Raw genomic sequence first — 17,918 nt, forward strand, 5'->3', positions numbered from 1 at the left:
AGGTTTTATAACATTAAAAACACAAAAAATTTTCCCCCTGACAAAAATTAAAAAGGACAGCCTCTGCTGCCCTTTTATATATTCACCTATTAAAGTTGTATTAAACCCTTTTTTGCTAAAAGGTTGACCGCTGTGCATACGGCAATTTTTACATGCGAGTATGTGAGCCCCCCCTGGACATAGGCCACATACGGCGGACGCGTCGGTCCATCGGCGGTAAGCTCAATGCTCGCACCCTGGATGAATGTGCCTGCCGCCATGATCACATCATCTTCATAGCCCGGCATATAAGCAGGATAAGGGGTTACATGGGAATTGATCGGAGATGCATATTGAATGGCCTGGCAGAATGCCACCATTTTATCCCGGTCATCGAACTGGACGGATTGAATCAGGTCTGTCCTCTCTGCATCCCATTTTGGCGAAGAATTCATCCCGAGCATTTCAAGCAGTGCCGCAGTGAATACTGCCCCTTTCAGTGCTTGGCCGGCAACATGCGGAGCAAGGAAGAATCCCTGGTACATCTCCTGGAGACTGTATAGGGAGGCTCCCGCTTCCGCACCGATCCCTGGCGATGTCATTCTGTAAGAGCAAGCCTCAACCAATTCCTTTTTGCCGACAATATAGCCGCCGGTTTTGGCAAGGCCGCCGCCTGGATTCTTGATGAGGGATCCGGCCATCAGGTCAGCGCCAACATGGCAAGGCTCCATTTCCTCGATGAATTCCCCATAGCAATTGTCCACAAAGACGACCGCGTCCGGCTTGATTCCTTTTACAAACTCAATCATTTCCTTGATCTGGGCAATTGTAAAAGAAGGCCTGACAGCATAGCCTTTAGACCGCTGTATTCCGATCATCTTCGTATTCGGCTTAATGGCGCTCCTGACGGCTTCAAAATCCACATAGCCAGCCTCACCGAGCGGAACGCTGCTGTAGCTTATGCCGAATTCCTTCAGAGAGCCTGTCCCTTTGCCTCTGATGCCGACGATTTCTTCAAGGGTATCATAAGGTTTACCGGTCATATAAAGCAGTTCATCCCCTGGGCGGAGGATACCGAAAAGAGCGGTAGAGATGGCGTGTGTTCCTGAGATGATCTGCGGCCTTACAAGACCTGCTTCCCCTCCGAACACCCTCGCATATATTTCTTCAAGTGTATCCCTTCCGATATCATCATACCCATAGCCTGTCGAAGGAATGAAATGGGAATCGCTTACCTTATAATGCTGAAAGCTTTCAAGCACCCTGAACTGGTTGGCTTCGATTCTTTGGTCAATCTTTTTATGAACGGATGCAATTTTTTCTTCTGCCTGTGAAGCCAGTTCTTGAATCCGGCTTCCGTATTCTAAATGCTGAAACATGCTGTTCTCCAATCCAAGAGCCGGAGGGTTCATTCCCTCCGGCCTTTTTTATACTGTGTATTTATTTAATTCTCCAGTGATCTGGTGATCTTCAAGGGCATATCCTTTGCAGAGATAAACCTCTGTCTCTTCCTGGAATGAGAGCTCCCTCAATATGGTTTCGTTTTTCAGCTGCGACAGCAATCTGCCTTCAGTTGACGGAATTTCTACCTGGTATGGCTTCATCATGCCCAGGACAAGCTCCTCGATTTTTCGCTTCAGCATGCTGCGGTCCTGATCCGCAAATGCGCTGATCACAACGGATTCGGTCTTTGCCGATGGAACGAAATCCGGATGCACCTGGTCACTTTTATTATAAACCGCCAGCTGCGGGATGTGCTGGATATCAAGATCCTCGAGCAACTTGTTCACGGTCTTTTCATGCTGAAAATAATCCGGATTTGATGAATCGATGACGTGTAGCAGCAGATCTGCTTCACTCACTTCCTCAAGCGTCGACCTGAAGGCTGCAACAAGCGTTGTCGGCAGATCCTGAATGAACCCGACCGTGTCGGTTGCAAGCTCCAGATAACCGCTTGGGAGGATGAGCTTCCTTGTCATCGGATCAAGCGTCGCAAAGAGCTGGTTCTCTTCAAAGGATTCAGCTTCGGCAAGCCGGTTGAAAAGGGTCGATTTCCCGGCATTTGTGTAGCCGACAAGAGCGATCTGGAACGCTTTATTTTTTTTGCGGCGCTCGCGGTATCTGTCCCTGTGCTGCACAATGACAGACAGCTGGGACTTAATATCATCAATCTTCCTGCGGATATGGCGGCGGTCGGATTCAAGCTTCGTTTCCCCCGGCCCCCTTGTCCCGATCCCAGCACCAAGCCTGGAAAGCTGGATACCCTGCCCGCCAAGCCTTGGGAGCAGATACTGCAGCTGGGCAAGCTCAACCTGCAGGTTCCCTTCCTTCGACCTGGCCCGCTGTGCGAAAATATCAAGGATCAGCTGAGTCCGGTCAATGACCCTGCTGTTCACTTCATTGGAAACATTCCTGACCTGGCTTGGTGAAAGCTCATCATTAAAGATGATCAGGTCTGCTCCAAGCTCTTCCTCAAGCATCTTTAATTCTTCAACCTTGCCTTTTCCTATATATGTAGAAGGATGGATTCTTTCTCTTTTCTGGGACAGCTCGGCGAGCACCTTGCCGTTGGCTGTTTCTGTCAATGAGGCAAGCTCTTCCATTGAATACTGGAAATGCCTGTCGTCCTCGCCAGTCTGGCAGCCTACGAGAATAACCCTTTCAAATTCCGTTTTATTTTCCAAGTAATCCCTCTTTTCTGTATAAGTCTTCAAACATAATCACGTACAGCTGACCTTCAAATATCATACCAAAAATATGCTTTCCATCCTACTATTTTCACCAGCCTTAGCGCTTTAAAACCCTTCTGTTTCTTATTCTTTTCCGCTGCTGGAAAATAAAGATTGAAAAATCATATTTGCATGTTAAAATCATATTTGGTTTGAATAGAATTTTATGCAGGGGAATACGCAAAACGCCCTGCCTGATATAAATGAAAAGCTGGCCTGCTACGGCCTTCACCAGAGGAGAAATGCACCATGACTTGGGAAGTATTGAGCATGATTGGCACGATTGCTTTTGCAGTAAGCGGCGCGATCATTGCCATGGAAGAAGAATATGATATTTTAGGGGTTTACATACTCGGGATTGTGACAGCGTTTGGCGGAGGTGCCATCCGCAACCTGCTGATCGGGGTGCCGGTTTCAGCCCTTTGGGAGCAGGGGATGTTCTTCCAGATTGCCCTGCTGTCCATTACAGCGGTATTTCTGTTCCCTAATAATCTGTTAAGGCACTGGCAAAAATGGGGGAACTTTTTTGATGCAATCGGCCTTTCTGCCTTTGCGATCCAGGGTGCGATTTACGCCTCGGAAATGGGCCATCCGCTCAGCGCTGTCATCGTGGCTGCTGTCCTGTCCGGAAGCGGCGGAGGCATCATCCGCGACCTTCTTGCCGGGAGGAAGCCGCTGGTGCTGAGATCGGAAATCTACGCAGTCTGGGCCATTCTCTGCGGCTTTGCCATCGGGCTCGGGCTGGCAGACTCGGCCGTTGCATTATACAGCCTGTTTGTGTCTATCACCCTTCTCCGGGTGCTGTCATACACCTATCACTGGAAGCTTCCGGCGAGGCGGCTTGGCGCAGCCAGGCAGTAAATACTATAGAAAAAGAAAAGCAGGCCCGGCAGCCTGCTTTTTTTCTTACAAGATAAGAAAATATAACTTTTACGAATTTGATTACTGTCTAGCTCCAGCGCCTACCCCCTCGAGGTCACAAGCCAATCATCCCAAAAAGGCACAGAACGCCTTTCCGGGATGATCGTCTTGAGGCCCCCAGGATGGGGGTTATGCAGACGTTGCCACAGGACGTGGCGTTCTTAGTCTGCGTTCCTTAAGGGTGAGCAAGGCGCTTGCGCTTTTCTTACATATCTTCTTCAAACATTAAATCATTGCTTCTGATCGTCATCAGCTCATGCCGGTCGAAATGGCTTTGCATCAGCAGCCTCATCGCCTGTGCACGGATCGATTTTTCAAGGATATTGCGGATATAGCGCCCATTGGAAAAAGCGGTTGTGCTGATATCCGATTTTGCCCACACAAGATGCTCCCTCAGCTTCTTCTCCGCTTCATGGCTCAGGGAATATTCTTTTTCCACCAGCATCTTTTGCGCGATTTCCATCAGCTGCTCGATTGTATAATCAGGAAAATCGATGACGAGCGGAAATCTTGAATGAAGGCCGGGATTGAGTGTGAGGAAATAATCCATTTCCCTTGAGTAGCCTGCAAGAATCAGGATGAACTCGTGCTGCCGGTCCTCCATATGCTTGACAAGCGTATCTATCGCTTCTTTGCCAAAATCTTTCTCTCCTCCCCTGCCGAGTGAATAGGCCTCATCTATGAAAAGAATGCCGCCGATTGCCTTCTTGATAAGGTCACGGGTCTTTTGGGCAGTGTGGCCGATATATTCACCGACAAGATCGGCTCTTTCCGCCTCGATCAGATGGCCTTTGGCAAGGACATTCATCCTGAGGAATAGCTTGCCGATCAGCCTGGCGACCGTCGTCTTCCCTGTACCCGGGTTTCCCTTGAACATCATATGCAGAGCCTGTTTCCCTGCCTTCAGCCCTGTTTCTTCCCTTTTCTTGTTCACATATATCCATGCATAAATTTCTTTTATCATCCGCTTCATTTCTTCCATGCCGACAAGAGCCGCGAGCTCTTCCTCAATTTCTTTAAGTGCTGCATGCTCCTGAGGCAATACCCTTGGAACAACTTGGATGTCCGGGCTTTCCTTTGTAAATGGCTTCCTTTTCTGCGAATTGAGCACAATGCTGATCTGGCCATTATTTTTCATGCGTATCGGCTGGTCCAAAGCTTTCACCTCACTATTTCCCACCAGTATACTCCCTGAAGCTGACTCTTGTGACAAATGCCTATCTTTCAGGCAGAAAAAAAGCCATATTTACTGCTGAAGCGACATATTATCGGATTTTTCTCCATACAGGAGCTTCCAGATGTCATATCCTGCGGTTTCCCGAGAAATAACCGTTATTTTTATATATATTCACAAGCCTCCAAAATCATTAAAGAAAGTTGCTGAAAAGGGAAATTGTTCTTTCAATATCGCTTTGTTAAACTCTGTTGGTGATAAATGTTTAAATGGAATGATAAACCAGGAAGTCCTATCCTTGATTGAGTGTCAGCCAAGCCTTAAAATAAGCGGAGATTCTACTGTTAAGCTGCTGAATTTGGCCAGAGTAGGTATAAATAAGCGGAGAATTTCCGGTTAAGGGTAGCGAAGGTGTCCGTTTTCCTGTTTTCTGAGTTGATAGTTGTAATTTCTCCGTCTATTTGAGCTGTTTTTAGTGTTTTTTCGAAGTTAAGGGGAGTTCCTCCGCTAATTTCCACCTCAGCCTGTCACTGATTCCCTCATTCAGGCTCGTGAAAGTCCGCTCTTTTATAGCTGGGCGGGGAATGGCTCTTAGATGAATTTTAACTATCGAGTGTGTCAGTGTAATAAGCCAGTATAAGTAATATCACCATTGAACTTTAACTTAGCCTTCAATATAAAAAGTCCGCTCCCAGGAAGAAGCGGACTTGCGTTTATAGTATGGACTATTGCTGTCCTTCAAGATCGATCTGGACGTTGCGCTGCGGAGAAAAAGTGGAAATGGCATGCTTATAGACCAGCTGCTGCTTCCCTTCTGATTCAAACAGCACCGTGAAGTTATCAAACCCTTTGATCTGCCCGCGCAATTGGAATCCGTTCAAAAGGAATACAGTCACCCCTGTGCCGTCCTTGCGAAGCTGGTTAAGAAATTGGTCTTGAATATTAACGGATTGTTTCATGATAAATCCTCCTCTTTTGTCTCTAATATTATGTATTCGATTTTATTTGAAGCTTTCCTTCAATATACGCAGAAATTTCCGCGATTTTTTTTTCAAGCAAGCCTGGATCGGATACATGTGTCATATCAAACCATTCCACATTCATCTTGTTTCGAAACCAGGTCAGCTGCCTTTTTGCGTATCTGCGTGAATTTTGCTTCAGATTTTCGACCGCGCCCTCTAAAGAGATGCGGCCGTTTATGTATTCATAGACTTCCTTATAGCCGATTGCCTGGATTGACTGGCAGTCCTTCAGCCCCTGCCTGTGAAGAGCTTCGACTTCTTCCAGAAGGCCATCGTCCATCATTTTATCAACCCGGCTGTTGATCCGATCATACAGCTTTTCCCGGTCCATGGAGAGCCCGATGATGCTTGTATCATACAGCAGCTCAGGCACCTGCTGTTCCTGGTACTGGGACATGGTCTTTCCTGTACAATGGTATACCTCAAGCGCGCGGATCACCCTTCTTGTATTATTGGGGTGCATTTTTTCGGCACTGGCAGGATCGATTTCACAAAGTTCCTTGAATAGGCTCTCTGCCCCTTCTGCTTCAAGGCGCTTTTCCAGCTCACCCCTGAAGGCATCATCTGACGGGGCTTCGGAAAATTGATAGTCATAGATGACGGATTGTATGTAAAGGCCTGTTCCCCCAACAATCATAGGCATTTTCCCCCGGGAAGCGATGCAGGCGATTTCCTTTCTGACGAGCTCCTGGAATTCAGCCGCTGAAAAAGGTTCATTTGGCGCTTTAATATCAATCAAATGATGGGGGATCCCATCCATTTCGTTCTCTGTAATCTTGGCTGTCCCTATATCCATGCCTTTATAGATCTGCATAGAGTCGCCGCTGATGATTTCAGCATCAAACCTTTTGGCCAATTCAATGCTGAGCCTGGTTTTGCCGACAGCTGTCGGGCCGATCAGCACGATCAATTTCTGCTTTGTATCCAATCCATTCACACTGCCTTTATCTTTCATTCTCTGGGCCATAAGGGCTGTTGATCCTTTTGGCTTTCCTATATCCTACCATAACTTGACTGTGCAGTTGAATATCTATGCAGTATTGCCAGCAAGGTTTTTCTTTATTCAGCCAATTCCTCCCTTTTATTTTACCATTTATGATAAAAATTTCATCATTCATTACATTTATTTAACGATTCGATAACATTCGTCAGAAGACCCCCTTTTTCGTGCTAATGTTACAGAAGATTATTAGGCAATCATAATGAAAGAATAGGTGATAGGATGATTTCAACTTCTGAAATTGGAATTGACTTAGGAACTGCTAATATACTGGTGTACAGCAAAAATAAAGGCATCGCCCTTAACGAACCTTCTGTTGTGGCCATTGACACAGATACAAGGAAGGTGCTTGCTGTCGGCACGGAAGCAAAGGAAATGATCGGCAAGACGCCGGGCAAAATTGTTGCCATCCGTCCTTTGAAGGATGGAGTAATTGCTGATTATGATATTACGACCGAGCTGCTTCGCCATGTCATGAGACAGGCATCGAAAAAGCTTGGCTTTGCCATCCGCAAGCCGAATGTGGTGGTCTGCACACCGTCAGGCTCAACAAGCGTTGAAAGAAGGGCCATCCATGATGCTGTCCGGAATGCGGGAGCAAAGAAGGTTCACCTGATTGAAGAGCCTGTAGCTGCAGCAATCGGGGCAGGGCTTCCGGTCGATGAACCAGTCGCGAATGTAATCGTCGATATCGGCGGGGGATCGACAGAAGTGGCGATCATTTCATTTGGCGGAGTGGTAGCCTGCCATTCTGTCCGCATAGGCGGAGACAGGCTTGATGACGATATTATCCAATATGTGCGCAAAGAGTACAATGTCCTGATCGGGGAAAGAACAGCCGAACAGGTCAAAATGGAAATCGGCTATGCCCTCATCGACCATGAGGAAATGAAAATGGATATCCGCGGCAGGGATCTGGTAACAGGACTGCCGAAGACCATTAGCCTTACCTCATATGAGATCAGGGATGCAATGAAAGAATCCCTGCTTCATATCCTTGAAGCGATCCGGGCCACTCTTGAAGACAGCCCGGCAGAACTGAGCGGCGATATAGTGGACCGCGGCGTTATCCTCACAGGAGGCGGCTCACTGCTGAATGGCATGCAGGACTGGCTTTCACAAGAAATCGTCGTTCCCGTCCACCTCGCGTCCAGCCCGCTTGAATCTGTAGCAATCGGGACAGGCAAGGCGCTTAAGTTTATTGATAAGCTGCAGACAGCAGTGAGATAGTGTATTTCTTTTTAAAAAAACAGCCTATAAACGGTCTTTCATGCCGTTTATAGGCTGTTTTTTTGTGGACAGCCACTGCTGAATAATTTTAAGCCTCGTTGGATATAATCAACAACTAGATAATATAATAGGAGGCACCCATTATGTTCAAGATGGTCCAGGACCTGAATGAAAGAGCCAGCCGTCTGGAATTGGAATACTGGCTGATTGAAGATTTATTCAGTCCGCACTGGTGGTTCATTACTATCTTAAATCTATTATTCATACTTCTGTTATTGGTTCTGATTGACCGCTACCGGCTGATGCAAATGAGCCTTGCTTTCCTTATAAGTTTTATCCTTGTCGGGATTGTGGATGAATTAGGCTATTTTTATGGCCTGTGGACCTATCCGCATCAGTTTATAACCGTCCTGCGCTCTTTCAATGCTGTTGATTTTGCGGTTATTCCGGTTATGATCACTTTAAGCTATCAATTCTTCCGCAAATGGAGAAACTATCTGATTGCCAGTGCGGCCATTTTTCTATTCGTCTCGTATATCATGATTCCATTGTTTGTGCATTATCGTTTATACATTTTGTATAAATGGAATTATACCTATTCGTTCTTGTCACTTTTTGTTTTAGGCATAGTGGTAAAAGCTTGTTCCGACTGGATTGGCAGACGAGCAAAAAGTCCTTAAAAGACAGACTTCCTGGAACTTTGCCCGTTTGTTTATCCCCCAGTCATGGCTTCAGCCGGACAGATTTTTTTGCAGCAGGTTATATTTCATCAGAAGAGCGGCTAGATCCATTCCGCTCCGGTCCAGGTGAAAACCTTTTATCCCAGACCTGCCGGCTCCTTCAATATTGATCAACTTGTCATCAATAAAGACGCTTTCCTCACCTTTAGCATTCATACAGTCAAGGGCTTTTTGATAGATAGCTGGATCCGGCTTTTCGGTATGTACAAAAGCAGAGAGAATGATGGTTTTAAAATAGGGCCGTATCCCCAGCCTGCTGAACACCTGGTCCATACTGGGCATCGCATTCGAGATGACAGCCAGTTCATAATTCCTGCTCAGCTCTTCCAAAACAGGGCACCTCAGGGTAAAGCTCACAGTGGGCTGCATAATGAGTTTCAGAAAACAATTCATCTCCTAGTGCCTCATCACCGAGCTCCCTTGCCATCGTCCCATAAAACCTTTTATAAAAGTCCTCTTCTTCCTGAAAAGACGTCACAAAGGGTGTCTGTATCCCTTTAGCCGCTATAATGCTTTTCTCTATTTCTGAAAGACTGTATCCTTTCTTCACCAGGAACTCCTGAACCCTTTCACTCAGTTTTACAGGTGTATCAAAAAGTACACCGCCCGCATCAAAAAAGATCCACCGGACTTCTTTTTTCAGTTTAATGGCTTTTCCGTTTTGGCCACCTATCACTTTTCCTCTGTTCCCCTCAGCTCTGTAATCCTGTTCACAAAGCTTTCCTTGTACTCTGTATACGCTTTAATGCCTGTGGAAGTATTCTTAATATAATCAAACTTCAGCTGTACATATTCTTTTCTTGCATCTTCGTTATCGTTTAAATAGTCCCTGAAGAAAAGGAGATTCTTCCATAAAACTCCTTCATATTCGACAAGATGCAGGAAATGGGTTTTGATTTTATTATCTTCATCCGCAAATCTGGCAAAAACCATTTCCTCTGGCCGTTTGACTTTCAATTGAAGAAATCCTGCGGTTCTCAATCCGGCAATCAGTTGTTTATCAATAGCAGCCAGGTCTTCAACAGCTGCCATAACATCAATGATGGGTTTGGCTGGGATGCCTGTGATAGCGGTGCTGCCAATATGTGCAATATGGCTGTCAGGGATATTTGTGTTTTCCAGCAGATTTTTGCGCACCTTTTGAAATTCTGTTTTCCAGCCTGGTGAATGGTCTGCCAGCCTCACTTCATCAGGATTTAAGCCGAGCAGCATACAATATCCTCCCCCTTCCAGTTCTCAATCATTATTTCGCTGTTCTTGCCTTATTTCCCTTCTGCCGAAACTATACTGGAAGGTGTGTAAAACGGATGCAGGCAGAAATCAGAATCTTTGTTAACATAATATTATTATCATAACCTTCAACTCTGGCTCTCATTGACAAATTGTTCTGACACTATACACTATGAATAACTACTTGAAAGGATGATAGGATGAAATTTTACATCGGCTCAAGTTTTTCCAATATTTCTCGGGTTCGGGAGCTCGCTGCAATCTTAAAGGAGCAGGGTTTTCGGCAAACCTATGACTGGACCAGCAATAGCCGGGCTGAAGATGCGAAGGAGCTCCGCTCAATCGGGGAAGCTGAATTTGCAGCAGTGAAGGAAGCTGACTTTGTTGTCATTCTCCTTCCGGCAGGTAAAGGAAGCCATATTGAGCTTGGTCTCGCCCTTGGCTTTGGGAAACGGGTGTATCTATACGCTGGGGAAGATTTGAAGGATAACCCGGCTGAAGCTTCCACCTTCTATTTTTTGCAGCAGGTTATCCATCTCATCGGCACGTTTGAAGAGTTGAAAAAGGAGCTTATCAAAAGAGAGTGCAGAACAGAAAGCAGATAAGACTGGAAATCGGGCGTTAAACACGATATGCCCTTCCTGCCAGAAGGGCATATCGTATTTATTCTTCCACTGCCATATTATCCATCCTCATGGCAATGGTGCCTACCCCTATCAATACGCCTGACTGATCGACCAGAGGATAGCCGATAAAGCAATAATTATAAGATTCTCCGTTGTGGAAACAGCTGTCATAGACGGAGACGGTCTTTTGAGTATCGATGACCTTCTTTTTCAGGCCGAGTATTTTCTTTGCATCAATCGTGTAATTAAGCTCATCATCCCTGGCACCGATAAAATGCTGGACCTTCTCCATGCCGGTCGGATTATAGACCCATGTATAGCGGAGGTCCAAGTCACTGTGGGCAAGGATGCTTTGGGTCTGGAAAAATGCATCCTGAAAAGCGTTGGTATCTGAGAAAAGGAGCAAAGGATCAATGTTAAGGACCCTGCCGATCGATCGGCTGATTTCTTCGCTCGGATTTCTCAAGCCTGATTCAATTTGTGAATAATAGGCTCTGTCTATATGAATAAGCTCTGCAATTTCTGCCTGGGTCAGATTCCTTTTTTTCCTGAGTCTCACAAGCCAATACCTTTTCATTTCATTTCGCCTCCTTTTCTATCATATAGAAAGCCCTTCCTCTGTGGGAAGGGCTTTCTGCAGGATTTCATAAAACTTTTAAAATATAGGTAAGACATGACAGAACTACATGACTCTTTTAAACATCTTTTCCATTTCATAGGTAGAATAATGGATGATAATCGGACGGCCGTGCGGGCATGTGAACGGGTCTGATGATTTGCGGAGCATATCAAGCAGAGCCTGTATCTCATCATTGCGCAAATGGTGGTTGGCTTTGATAGAAGCTTTGCAGCTCATCATGATGGCTGCTTCTTCCCTCAGCTTTTTCACATCGGCCTTTTTCATGGAAAGCACTTGTTCAATCATATCCTCTATGATCTGCTGCTCTTCTCCCTTAGGGAACCACTGGGGGTGGGACCTGACAATGAATGTGTTCTGCCCGAAGTGTTCCAGGAAGATCCCGACCTTTTCAAGCTCAGCAATATGCTCATTAATCTTAATATATTCATCTGCAGGGTACTCAAATGTCAGCGGAACGAGCATTTCCTGCAGCTCGCTTTCCACCTGGCCGACTTTGTCCCTGAAATACTCGTACTTGATCCGCTCCTGGGCAGCATGCTGGTCAATGATATAGAGTCCGCGGTCATTTTGGGCGAGAATATAGGTGCCATGCATCTGGCCGATCGGATATAATGGCGGCACCCTGTGAACGGCAGCAGCTTCCAGCTCTGCTGTCCCCTCGATCACCTCTTCTTCATCATCTTCCAAAAAGGCTTGGCTTTCCGCAGGCTGTTCGGCCTTGAATGGAAATGCCATGCTGTCAGTCCGCAGTAAATCCTGCGGCTTAAATGCCGGTGCTTCCTCATGTTGCCGGACAGCTATTTCCTCTTTAATGAACATCGGCTGTCCGGATTCAGATGGGGCCTGCCTGCTGTCATTCTGCCTGTTCTGAGCCTGTTCCTTATATTCCATCTCCTTTTCCGGAAGATGGTCAAGTTCAAAAAAGGTCTGCTCAGACTTCGGTTTTTCAGCCCTTGCCGGGGCAAAGCCGGCAGGAATCAGTTCCTGTGACTTGAAGACCTCTTTAATGGTACCCGCTACAAGCTCATTCAGTTCATGCTCCTTACTCAGCCTGACTTCCATTTTGGAAGGGTGGACATTGACATCCACAAGCAGCGGATCCATCTGTACATTCAAAAGCACAATCGGATAACGCCCGATCGGCAGCAGGGTATGATAGCCTTCCTGGATCGCTTTAACCAGCGGATAATTCTTGATGAACCGGCCGTTGATCATTGTTGAAATATAATTGCGCGAAGCGCGGGTGATTTCCGGGAGCGCGATATAGCCATGAACATGGAAATCGAGCGAGCTTGCTTCGACGGGAATCATTTTCTTGACAATATTCATGCCATAAATGGAAGCCAGCACCTGCTGGACATTTCCGTTCCCGGCTGTATGCAGGAGCTTCCGGCCATTATGGACAAGGCGGAAGGACACCTCGGGATGAGCAAGTGCGAGGCGGTTGACCACGTCGGTAATATTGCCAAGCTCCGTGTGGATCGTCTTCATATATTTCAGCCGGGCCGGTGTATTATAAAACAGATCGGAAATGGTGATATCTGTCCCTTTCCGGCTCGCGGCCTTTTCAAATTCCGCAACCTTTCCGCCTTCAATCAGGATCCTTGTGCCTGCATCTCCTGTCGAGGTCTTCAGCTCCAGCCTGGAGACAGAGGCGATGCTGGGCAGCGCCTCCCCTCTGAAGCCGAGTGTCCGGATGCGGAACAGATCATTTTCATCTTTGATCTTGCTTGTGGCATGGCGCTGGAAGGCCGTCATCACATCGTCTTCTTCAATGCCTTCCCCGTTGTCAATGATGCGGATTTTTGCGAGGCCCGCCTCTTCTGCATCAATTTCGATTATGGTGCTTCCCGCATCAATGGAATTCTCCACCAGCTCTTTTACGACAGATGCCGGCCGTTCGACCACCTCACCTGCGGCAATTTTATTGGAAAGGGCATCATCGAGCTGAACTATCTTTCCCACGAGCAACACCTCCTCTTACTATTTCTTTGTGCTTTTTGCCGTTTTTTGCAGTTCATATAAAGTATTCATCGCATCAAGCGGTGTCATTTCAAGAATATCCATCTTGGCCAGCTTGTCCAGGATTTTCTTTTCGGCCGGGCTCAAGCTTGCTTTCTTCTGCTCTGCCGGACCATCAAAGAATGACAGCTGGGCATCGTGAACTTCTGGAGCTGGAGCTGGGGCCGGGTCAGCTGCAGTGAGCTCAGGCATGCCTGCCGCTACTTTTTCGCGGACAGGCTTTTCAGCGGGTTCTCCCTCTTTCTTTTCAAGCTTCTCCAGTATTTCATTTGCCCGGTCAATCAGTTCTGCCGGCAGCTCTGCCAGCTGGGCGACGTGAATTCCATAGCTCTTGTCTGCTGCTCCTTCTTTAATTTTATGAAGGAACAGGACCTTGCCATTTTGCTCAATGGCACTGACATGGATATTCTGCAGATCAGGGAGCTCTTCTGCAAGCACGGTCAGCTCATGATAATGGGTCGAGAACAGGGTCTTTGCCCCGATCCGTGAATGGATATACTCAATGATCGCCTGGGCCAGCGCCATTCCATCATAGGTGGAAGTCCCGCGCCCGATTTCATCGAAAAGGATGAGGCTGTTCTGTGTGGCATTGGCAATTGCATTCTTTGCTTCCAGCATTTCAACCATAAAGGTACTCTGGCCGGAGATCAGATCATCCGCCGCCCCGATCCTAGTGAACACCTGGTCAAAAATCGGCAGCACCGCCTCTGAAGCCGGAACATAGCAGCCGATCTGTGCAAGGATGCTAGTCAGGGCAACCTGGCGCATATAGGTGCTCTTGCCGGACATATTCGGTCCTGTGATCAGGAGCAGTTCGCGTCCGTCACCCATCACACAGTCATTCGGGACATATTCCTGGCTGTCCATCACTTTTTCCACGACAGGATGGCGCCCTTCCTTCACGCTGATTTCCCGATTACCGGAAAAAACAGGTCGGACATAGTGGCGGTCCTCGCTGATCTGCGCAAAGCACTGAAGCACATCAAGCTCGCTGACCGTCCTAGCGAGTGACTGCAGCCTCGGGATGTATTCCTTCACATGGTCGCGGACATGGCAAAACAGCTCATACTCAAGCTCGGTAATGCGCTCTTCCGCTTCAAGGATCAGTGTTTCCTTCTCCTTCAGCTCAGGGGTGATATACCGCTCGGCATTGGCCAAAGTCTGCTTCCGGTCATACCGCCCTTCCTCAAGAAGATGGATATTAGCCTTCGTAACTTCAATATAATAGCCAAATACCCGGTTATAGCCGATTTTTAAAGACTTGATGCCCGTACGTTCCCGCTCCTGGGCCTCAAGCTGGGCAATCCAGGTCTTGCCGTTCCTGCTCGCGTCGCGGTACTGATCCAGCTCATCATGGTAGCCATCCCGGATCATATTCCCGTCCTTCACGGAAATCGGCGGATTATCAACAATCGCGCTTTCAAGAAGATCCGTGATTTCCTCACATGCATCGAGCTTTTCCGCCAGCGCTTTCGCATCCTCATTCTGAAGGCCGCCCACAAGCTCCTTCAGCAATGGCACCTGGAGGAGCGAGCTTTTCAGCTGGATCAGATCGCGGGCATTAACATTCCCGAATGCGACACGTCCGGCAAGGCGCTCAAGATCGTAAACCTCTTTCAGTTTTTCACGCAGATCCTGCCTGGCAAAATAATCATCCAGAAGGGACTGGACAAGCGAATGGCGCCGCCCGATCGCCTCTTTATCGATCAGCGGACGGTCAATCCACTGCTTCAGCATCCTTGCCCCCATTGCCGTCTTTGTTTCATCCAGAAGCCATAAAAGCGAACCTTTTTTCCCTTTCGATCTGATGGTTTCAGTCAGCTCCAGATTCCTTTTGGAAAAATAGTCAATCTTCATGAATTGGTGCACCTGGTATGTGGCAAACGGCTGAAGGTGGTCAAGGCTCCGTTTCTGTGTCCTGAACAGATAATTCAGCAGTCTTGCCGCTGTCTCCCTGAGCTTGTCCTGATTAAGGTCATCCAATAAGGGAGCGCTCATCTCTGATATGCCTGCGTCCTGTTCATAAGACACGGCCGCGACAGAACGCTCCCTGAATTTGCGCTCCATTTCCGGGTCGAAGCCGGAGGAAACAACCACTTCCTTTGCACCTGACATCGAGAGCTCATTCAGAACTTCTTCCTGGCCGGCAAGTAAGGTGATTTTGTTCTCTCCTGTGGAAAGGTCATTGCAGGCAAATCCAAACGAACCGTCTGAAAATGCGGAAATGGATGCAATATAGTTATTTTCCTTTTCATTGAGCCCGCGCCCTTCCATCAGGGTACCGGGCGTGACGAGCTGCACCACTTCCCTTTTCACGACGCCCTTGGCCTGGCGGGGGTCCTCTGTCTGTTCGCAGATGGCTACTTTATAGCCTCTTTCCACCAGCTGCTCTATATATTGCTGGGCAGAGTGGTAGGGAACCCCGCACATCGGGATTTTCTCTTCCACTCCGCCATTCTTGCCTGTTAAGGTAATCTCAAGCTCCTGGGACGCCCTGATGGCATCCTCAAAAAACATTTCATAGAAATCCCCGAGCCTGAAAAATAAAAAGGCATCAGGATAGTCTGCTTTTACTCGTAAATACTGCTGTATCATCGGCGTGTAAGCTGCCATAATATCCTCCAAACAACATCTCTCATTATTTCTCTTCAGCTATCTATTATAGCATAAGCGAAGCTCCCGTTGTTTGCTGAGGGACATGATGACAGCAGGCAGAAATACGAGTTAGAGGGGATATCTGGCATTACTTTTTTTCTGGCAAAATATAAACTTATCTCAAATCCCTGCTGTATTCATCAGCACAATCCTCCAGCCGTCAGGATCTTCAATGGTAATACCGCCCCTTCCCCAGTAGGGATTCTCCGGCTCGACTTCCTGATAGCCCAAGGCTGAAAGCCGGGCAGCAGCCGCATTGAGTTTGTGAAGGTCAGGGATGTAAAGGACGAGCAAATGGTCTTTTGCAGGTGCAGGGAGTTCCTGTTTTTCATCCGTCTGGGTGAATTCAAGATGATATTGCCTGTCCGGAAGCCCGTACATAATCCCTTTATATCCTTCATGGTGGAATCCCCCCAGCTCTATAAGGCCAAGGCCTTCTCCATAAAAATGCTTTATTTTTTCCAGCTGGTTTGTCGGCCTGGCAATCCTGACTTGAACGGCAGATACTGGCTGCTGCCATTCCCCTCTGACCTGTATCTCATACGGAAGGCCATCGTCCATATAATGGGCATCCCTGCTGCCTGAGACGATTAATTTAATCGGATGGATCTCGGCTCTCCGGTCTGTGGGATACCAGCAGCGCCCTTCTTTTACAAGGACAAGGACACCTGCATCATCACCATAAAACGCGAATGAACTGTTATCTGCCCCTTGCTTATCAGCAAGAATCGGCTGCAGCTTCGCCTGCATTCCGGCAACGTCAGCCGAAGGGAAACCAACTTCCCCGACATCATGCCAGCCCCCTGCCTGGCAACGCAATGCTGGCCGCTCAAGGCATTCAAGGATGTTGCCGTCCGGATCGGTGAAATAGGCCTGCTTTCCCTCCCAAAACATACTGTATTCGCCATCTTCGTTGGCAAGCAGGCAGCTTTCTGCTCCAAGCCTGCTGAAAATATGTTCAAAATAAGCTGCATCTGTCCGGAAGCAAAGATGATAATAAGGGACTGTTTCCCCTTTTTCAAAAAACAGCCTGGTGCTTCCTGCCCTGACGGAAAACCATCTCTCAGTCTGGTGAATCAGCTCCATCTCAAGCACTTCTGTATAAAAGGCGCACATCTCTTCCAGATGGAAGCACTGCAGGTTAACCTGGTAAATCTGCATAAAAATCTCTCCTTTGTCTGCCAGTCTTGCTTCAGATTCATTATAAGAGAAACACTATGCAGAAGATTCAGCCTAAGGACGGAGGCCTCCTTCGTCTTTTTGACTGGCTGATTCCGGAGAAAACAAAAGAAAACTAGGAAGCGGAACCTTCCTAGTTTACGATTATTCCTCTTCTGTTCCGACCAGGAAGTGGGGATTCAAATCCTCAAATTCCTCATCCTCGACATCGAGACCCCATACTTCGTCATCATCGCAATCGCATTCGCCGTGGTACACAGCTACACAGACTTTCGTCTCTCCGATTACTTCCACAAGGAATTCCCTTTCCACGTGGACGATGATTTTGTTTCCGTTCGGGGAAATGACTGCTTCAACACAATTCGGCTGCTGCAGTACTTTGGCAATGACATCCTGATCATCTAAGCAGTCATGATCACGGTATTTAAGTTTGATGACATCTTTATATTCAACCCGTTCAGTAACGACTTCCGTCTTTGTGTTATCGTTATAGGAATACCAAACGTTAATGTCATAATAGCCGCAGATTTCAACTGTCTTGCCGACCTTTTTCGCCTCATACTTGTGGTTGATGATCCAACAGCCAAGGATGCTTGACGGGTGGTGTGCCGGGCATATCGTATGATTGGACTGGGTGAATTTGCGTCCCTTCGCTACGACGGCTTTTGTAATTATCTCTCTGTATTCTCCCATTGCGAGCGAACCCTCCTCATTCATTTTCAATTCATCCTATGCGGGATATTAGACTAGTGTGATTACAATTTTAAGGGT

At 47.3% G+C, this 17,918-nt stretch carries 18 protein-coding genes and 1 pseudogene; 5 read left to right on the forward strand and 14 right to left on the reverse strand.

Going from position 1 to position 17,918, the window contains the following annotated elements; all coding sequences use genetic code 11:
* Positions 1 to 89 precede the first annotated feature (89 nt).
* Entirely contained in the window at positions 90 to 1,358 is a 1,269-nt protein-coding gene (locus Q9R36_RS02310) for a methionine gamma-lyase family protein (RefSeq protein ID WP_311224494.1), read from the reverse strand.
* 48 nt (positions 1,359 to 1,406) lie between these two features.
* Positions 1,407 to 2,663 carry a GTPase HflX gene (gene hflX / locus Q9R36_RS02315; protein ID WP_311224495.1) on the reverse strand — a complete coding sequence of 419 codons (1,257 nt, stop codon included), beginning with the start codon at positions 2,661 to 2,663 and terminating at the stop codon, positions 1,407 to 1,409.
* A 294-nt stretch (positions 2,664 to 2,957) separates the two neighbouring features.
* On the opposite strand from hflX, the gene Q9R36_RS02320 reads away from it, so the two are divergent.
* Positions 2,958 to 3,569 carry a trimeric intracellular cation channel family protein gene (locus Q9R36_RS02320; RefSeq protein WP_311224496.1) on the forward strand — a complete coding sequence of 204 codons (612 nt, stop codon included), beginning with the start codon at positions 2,958 to 2,960 and terminating at the stop codon, positions 3,567 to 3,569.
* 265 nt (positions 3,570 to 3,834) lie between these two features.
* Here Q9R36_RS02320 and spoVK read toward each other — a convergent pair whose 3' ends face one another.
* Positions 3,835 to 4,785, reverse strand: coding sequence for a stage V sporulation protein K (spoVK, locus tag Q9R36_RS02325; RefSeq protein WP_094767522.1), 951 nt, complete (start codon positions 4,783 to 4,785; stop codon positions 3,835 to 3,837).
* A gap of 142 nt (positions 4,786 to 4,927) precedes the next feature.
* Between spoVK and Q9R36_RS02330 the strand changes: the two genes are divergently transcribed.
* Positions 4,928 to 5,203, forward strand: coding sequence for a hypothetical protein (locus Q9R36_RS02330; protein WP_022543741.1), 276 nt, complete (start codon positions 4,928 to 4,930; stop codon positions 5,201 to 5,203).
* A gap of 325 nt (positions 5,204 to 5,528) precedes the next feature.
* Here Q9R36_RS02330 and hfq read toward each other — a convergent pair whose 3' ends face one another.
* Both hfq and miaA read right to left on the reverse strand, forming a co-directional pair.
* On the reverse strand, positions 5,529 to 5,762 hold the full coding sequence (hfq, locus tag Q9R36_RS02335) for an RNA chaperone Hfq (RefSeq protein WP_022543740.1): 234 nt from the start codon (positions 5,760 to 5,762) through the stop codon (positions 5,529 to 5,531).
* 28 nt (positions 5,763 to 5,790) lie between these two features.
* On the reverse strand, positions 5,791 to 6,792 hold the full coding sequence (gene miaA / locus Q9R36_RS02340) for a tRNA (adenosine(37)-N6)-dimethylallyltransferase MiaA (protein ID WP_249276770.1): 1,002 nt from the start codon (positions 6,790 to 6,792) through the stop codon (positions 5,791 to 5,793).
* A gap of 255 nt (positions 6,793 to 7,047) precedes the next feature.
* Here miaA and mreBH point away from each other — a divergent pair, with 255 nt between their 5' ends.
* Entirely contained in the window at positions 7,048 to 8,055 is a 1,008-nt protein-coding gene (gene mreBH / locus Q9R36_RS02345) for a rod-share determining protein MreBH (protein WP_129611745.1), read from the forward strand.
* 143 nt (positions 8,056 to 8,198) lie between these two features.
* The gene (locus Q9R36_RS02350; RefSeq protein ID WP_009791506.1) at positions 8,199 to 8,735 is read left to right on the forward strand and encodes a CBO0543 family protein; all 537 of its coding nucleotides are present in this window, start codon (positions 8,199 to 8,201) and stop codon (positions 8,733 to 8,735) included.
* A 51-nt stretch (positions 8,736 to 8,786) separates the two neighbouring features.
* Here Q9R36_RS02350 and Q9R36_RS02355 read toward each other — a convergent pair whose 3' ends face one another.
* Genes Q9R36_RS02355 through Q9R36_RS02365 form a run of 3 tightly spaced genes read right to left on the reverse strand, consistent with a single transcriptional unit; the run spans position 8,787 to position 10,007 of the window.
* On the reverse strand, positions 8,787 to 9,125 hold the full coding sequence (locus Q9R36_RS02355) for an HAD family hydrolase (RefSeq protein ID WP_311224497.1): 339 nt from the start codon (positions 9,123 to 9,125) through the stop codon (positions 8,787 to 8,789).
* Entirely contained in the window at positions 9,100 to 9,471 is a 372-nt protein-coding gene (locus Q9R36_RS02360) for an HAD family hydrolase (protein ID WP_311224498.1), read from the reverse strand. The genes Q9R36_RS02355 and Q9R36_RS02360 overlap by 26 nt, the downstream gene beginning before the upstream one ends.
* Positions 9,468 to 10,007, reverse strand: coding sequence for a GrpB family protein (locus tag Q9R36_RS02365; RefSeq protein WP_311224499.1), 540 nt, complete (start codon positions 10,005 to 10,007; stop codon positions 9,468 to 9,470). The genes Q9R36_RS02360 and Q9R36_RS02365 overlap by 4 nt, the downstream gene beginning before the upstream one ends.
* Before the next feature lie 218 nt (positions 10,008 to 10,225).
* On the opposite strand from Q9R36_RS02365, the gene Q9R36_RS02370 reads away from it, so the two are divergent.
* A complete protein-coding gene (locus tag Q9R36_RS02370) occupies positions 10,226 to 10,630 on the forward strand; it encodes a nucleoside 2-deoxyribosyltransferase (RefSeq protein WP_311224500.1) in 405 nt (134 codons plus the stop codon).
* 58 nt (positions 10,631 to 10,688) lie between these two features.
* Here the strand turns inward: Q9R36_RS02370 and Q9R36_RS02375 are convergent, their stop codons facing one another.
* The 6 genes and pseudogenes from Q9R36_RS02375 to Q9R36_RS02395 all read right to left on the reverse strand — a co-directional run bounded on the left by Q9R36_RS02375 (position 10,689) and on the right by Q9R36_RS02395 (position 17,840).
* A complete protein-coding gene (locus tag Q9R36_RS02375; RefSeq protein ID WP_311224501.1) occupies positions 10,689 to 11,228 on the reverse strand; it encodes a helix-turn-helix domain-containing protein in 540 nt (179 codons plus the stop codon).
* Between the two features lie 105 nt (positions 11,229 to 11,333).
* Positions 11,334 to 13,256 (reverse strand): DNA mismatch repair endonuclease MutL, encoded by a 1,923-nt coding sequence (gene mutL, locus Q9R36_RS02380; protein ID WP_311224502.1) that lies wholly within the window; start codon positions 13,254 to 13,256, stop codon positions 11,334 to 11,336.
* An 18-nt stretch (positions 13,257 to 13,274) separates the two neighbouring features.
* On the reverse strand, positions 13,275 to 15,926 hold the full coding sequence (gene mutS, locus Q9R36_RS02385) for a DNA mismatch repair protein MutS (RefSeq protein ID WP_311224503.1): 2,652 nt from the start codon (positions 15,924 to 15,926) through the stop codon (positions 13,275 to 13,277).
* A 162-nt stretch (positions 15,927 to 16,088) separates the two neighbouring features.
* Complete coding sequence (locus tag Q9R36_RS26100) at positions 16,089 to 16,529, reverse strand: VOC family protein (RefSeq protein ID WP_224952342.1); 441 nt, start codon at positions 16,527 to 16,529, stop codon at positions 16,089 to 16,091.
* Between the two features lie 288 nt (positions 16,530 to 16,817).
* Positions 16,818 to 17,129 (reverse strand): annotated as a pseudogene (locus tag Q9R36_RS26105) (VOC family protein); the annotation flags it as partial.
* Positions 17,130 to 17,291: 162 nt separating this feature from the next.
* Positions 17,292 to 17,840, reverse strand: a complete 549-nt coding sequence (locus Q9R36_RS02395; RefSeq protein WP_009791515.1) for an outer spore coat protein CotE — start codon at positions 17,838 to 17,840, stop codon at positions 17,292 to 17,294.
* Positions 17,841 to 17,918: the final 78 nt, after the last annotated feature.

The organism is Bacillus sp. AG4(2022), from assembly GCF_031844465.1.
In the GTDB taxonomy this organism is placed as follows: Bacteria; Bacillota; Bacilli; order Bacillales; family Cytobacillaceae; genus Bacillus_AB; species Bacillus_AB infantis.

Coding starts and splice junctions, on each gene's coding strand:
- Q9R36_RS02365 (WP_311224499.1), bottom strand. CDS start 10,007: ATGCTGCTCGGCTTAAATCCTGATGAAGTGAGGCTGGCAGACCATTCA.
- Q9R36_RS02375 (WP_311224501.1), bottom strand. CDS start 11,228: ATGAAAAGGTATTGGCTTGTGAGACTCAGGAAAAAAAGGAATCTGACC.
- hfq (WP_022543740.1), bottom strand. CDS start 5,762: ATGAAACAATCCGTTAATATTCAAGACCAATTTCTTAACCAGCTTCGC.
- Q9R36_RS02350 (WP_009791506.1), top strand. CDS start 8,199: ATGTTCAAGATGGTCCAGGACCTGAATGAAAGAGCCAGCCGTCTGGAA.
- Q9R36_RS02395 (WP_009791515.1), bottom strand. CDS start 17,840: ATGGGAGAATACAGAGAGATAATTACAAAAGCCGTCGTAGCGAAGGGA.
- Q9R36_RS02320 (WP_311224496.1), top strand. CDS start 2,958: ATGACTTGGGAAGTATTGAGCATGATTGGCACGATTGCTTTTGCAGTA.
- miaA (WP_249276770.1), bottom strand. CDS start 6,792: ATGGCCCAGAGAATGAAAGATAAAGGCAGTGTGAATGGATTGGATACA.
- mreBH (WP_129611745.1), top strand. CDS start 7,048: ATGATTTCAACTTCTGAAATTGGAATTGACTTAGGAACTGCTAATATA.
- Q9R36_RS02310 (WP_311224494.1), bottom strand. CDS start 1,358: ATGTTTCAGCATTTAGAATACGGAAGCCGGATTCAAGAACTGGCTTCA.
- Q9R36_RS02370 (WP_311224500.1), top strand. CDS start 10,226: ATGAAATTTTACATCGGCTCAAGTTTTTCCAATATTTCTCGGGTTCGG.
- Q9R36_RS02330 (WP_022543741.1), top strand. CDS start 4,928: ATGTCATATCCTGCGGTTTCCCGAGAAATAACCGTTATTTTTATATAT.
- Q9R36_RS26100 (WP_224952342.1), bottom strand. CDS start 16,529: ATGGACGATGGCCTTCCGTATGAGATACAGGTCAGAGGGGAATGGCAG.
- mutS (WP_311224503.1), bottom strand. CDS start 15,926: ATGGCAGCTTACACGCCGATGATACAGCAGTATTTACGAGTAAAAGCA.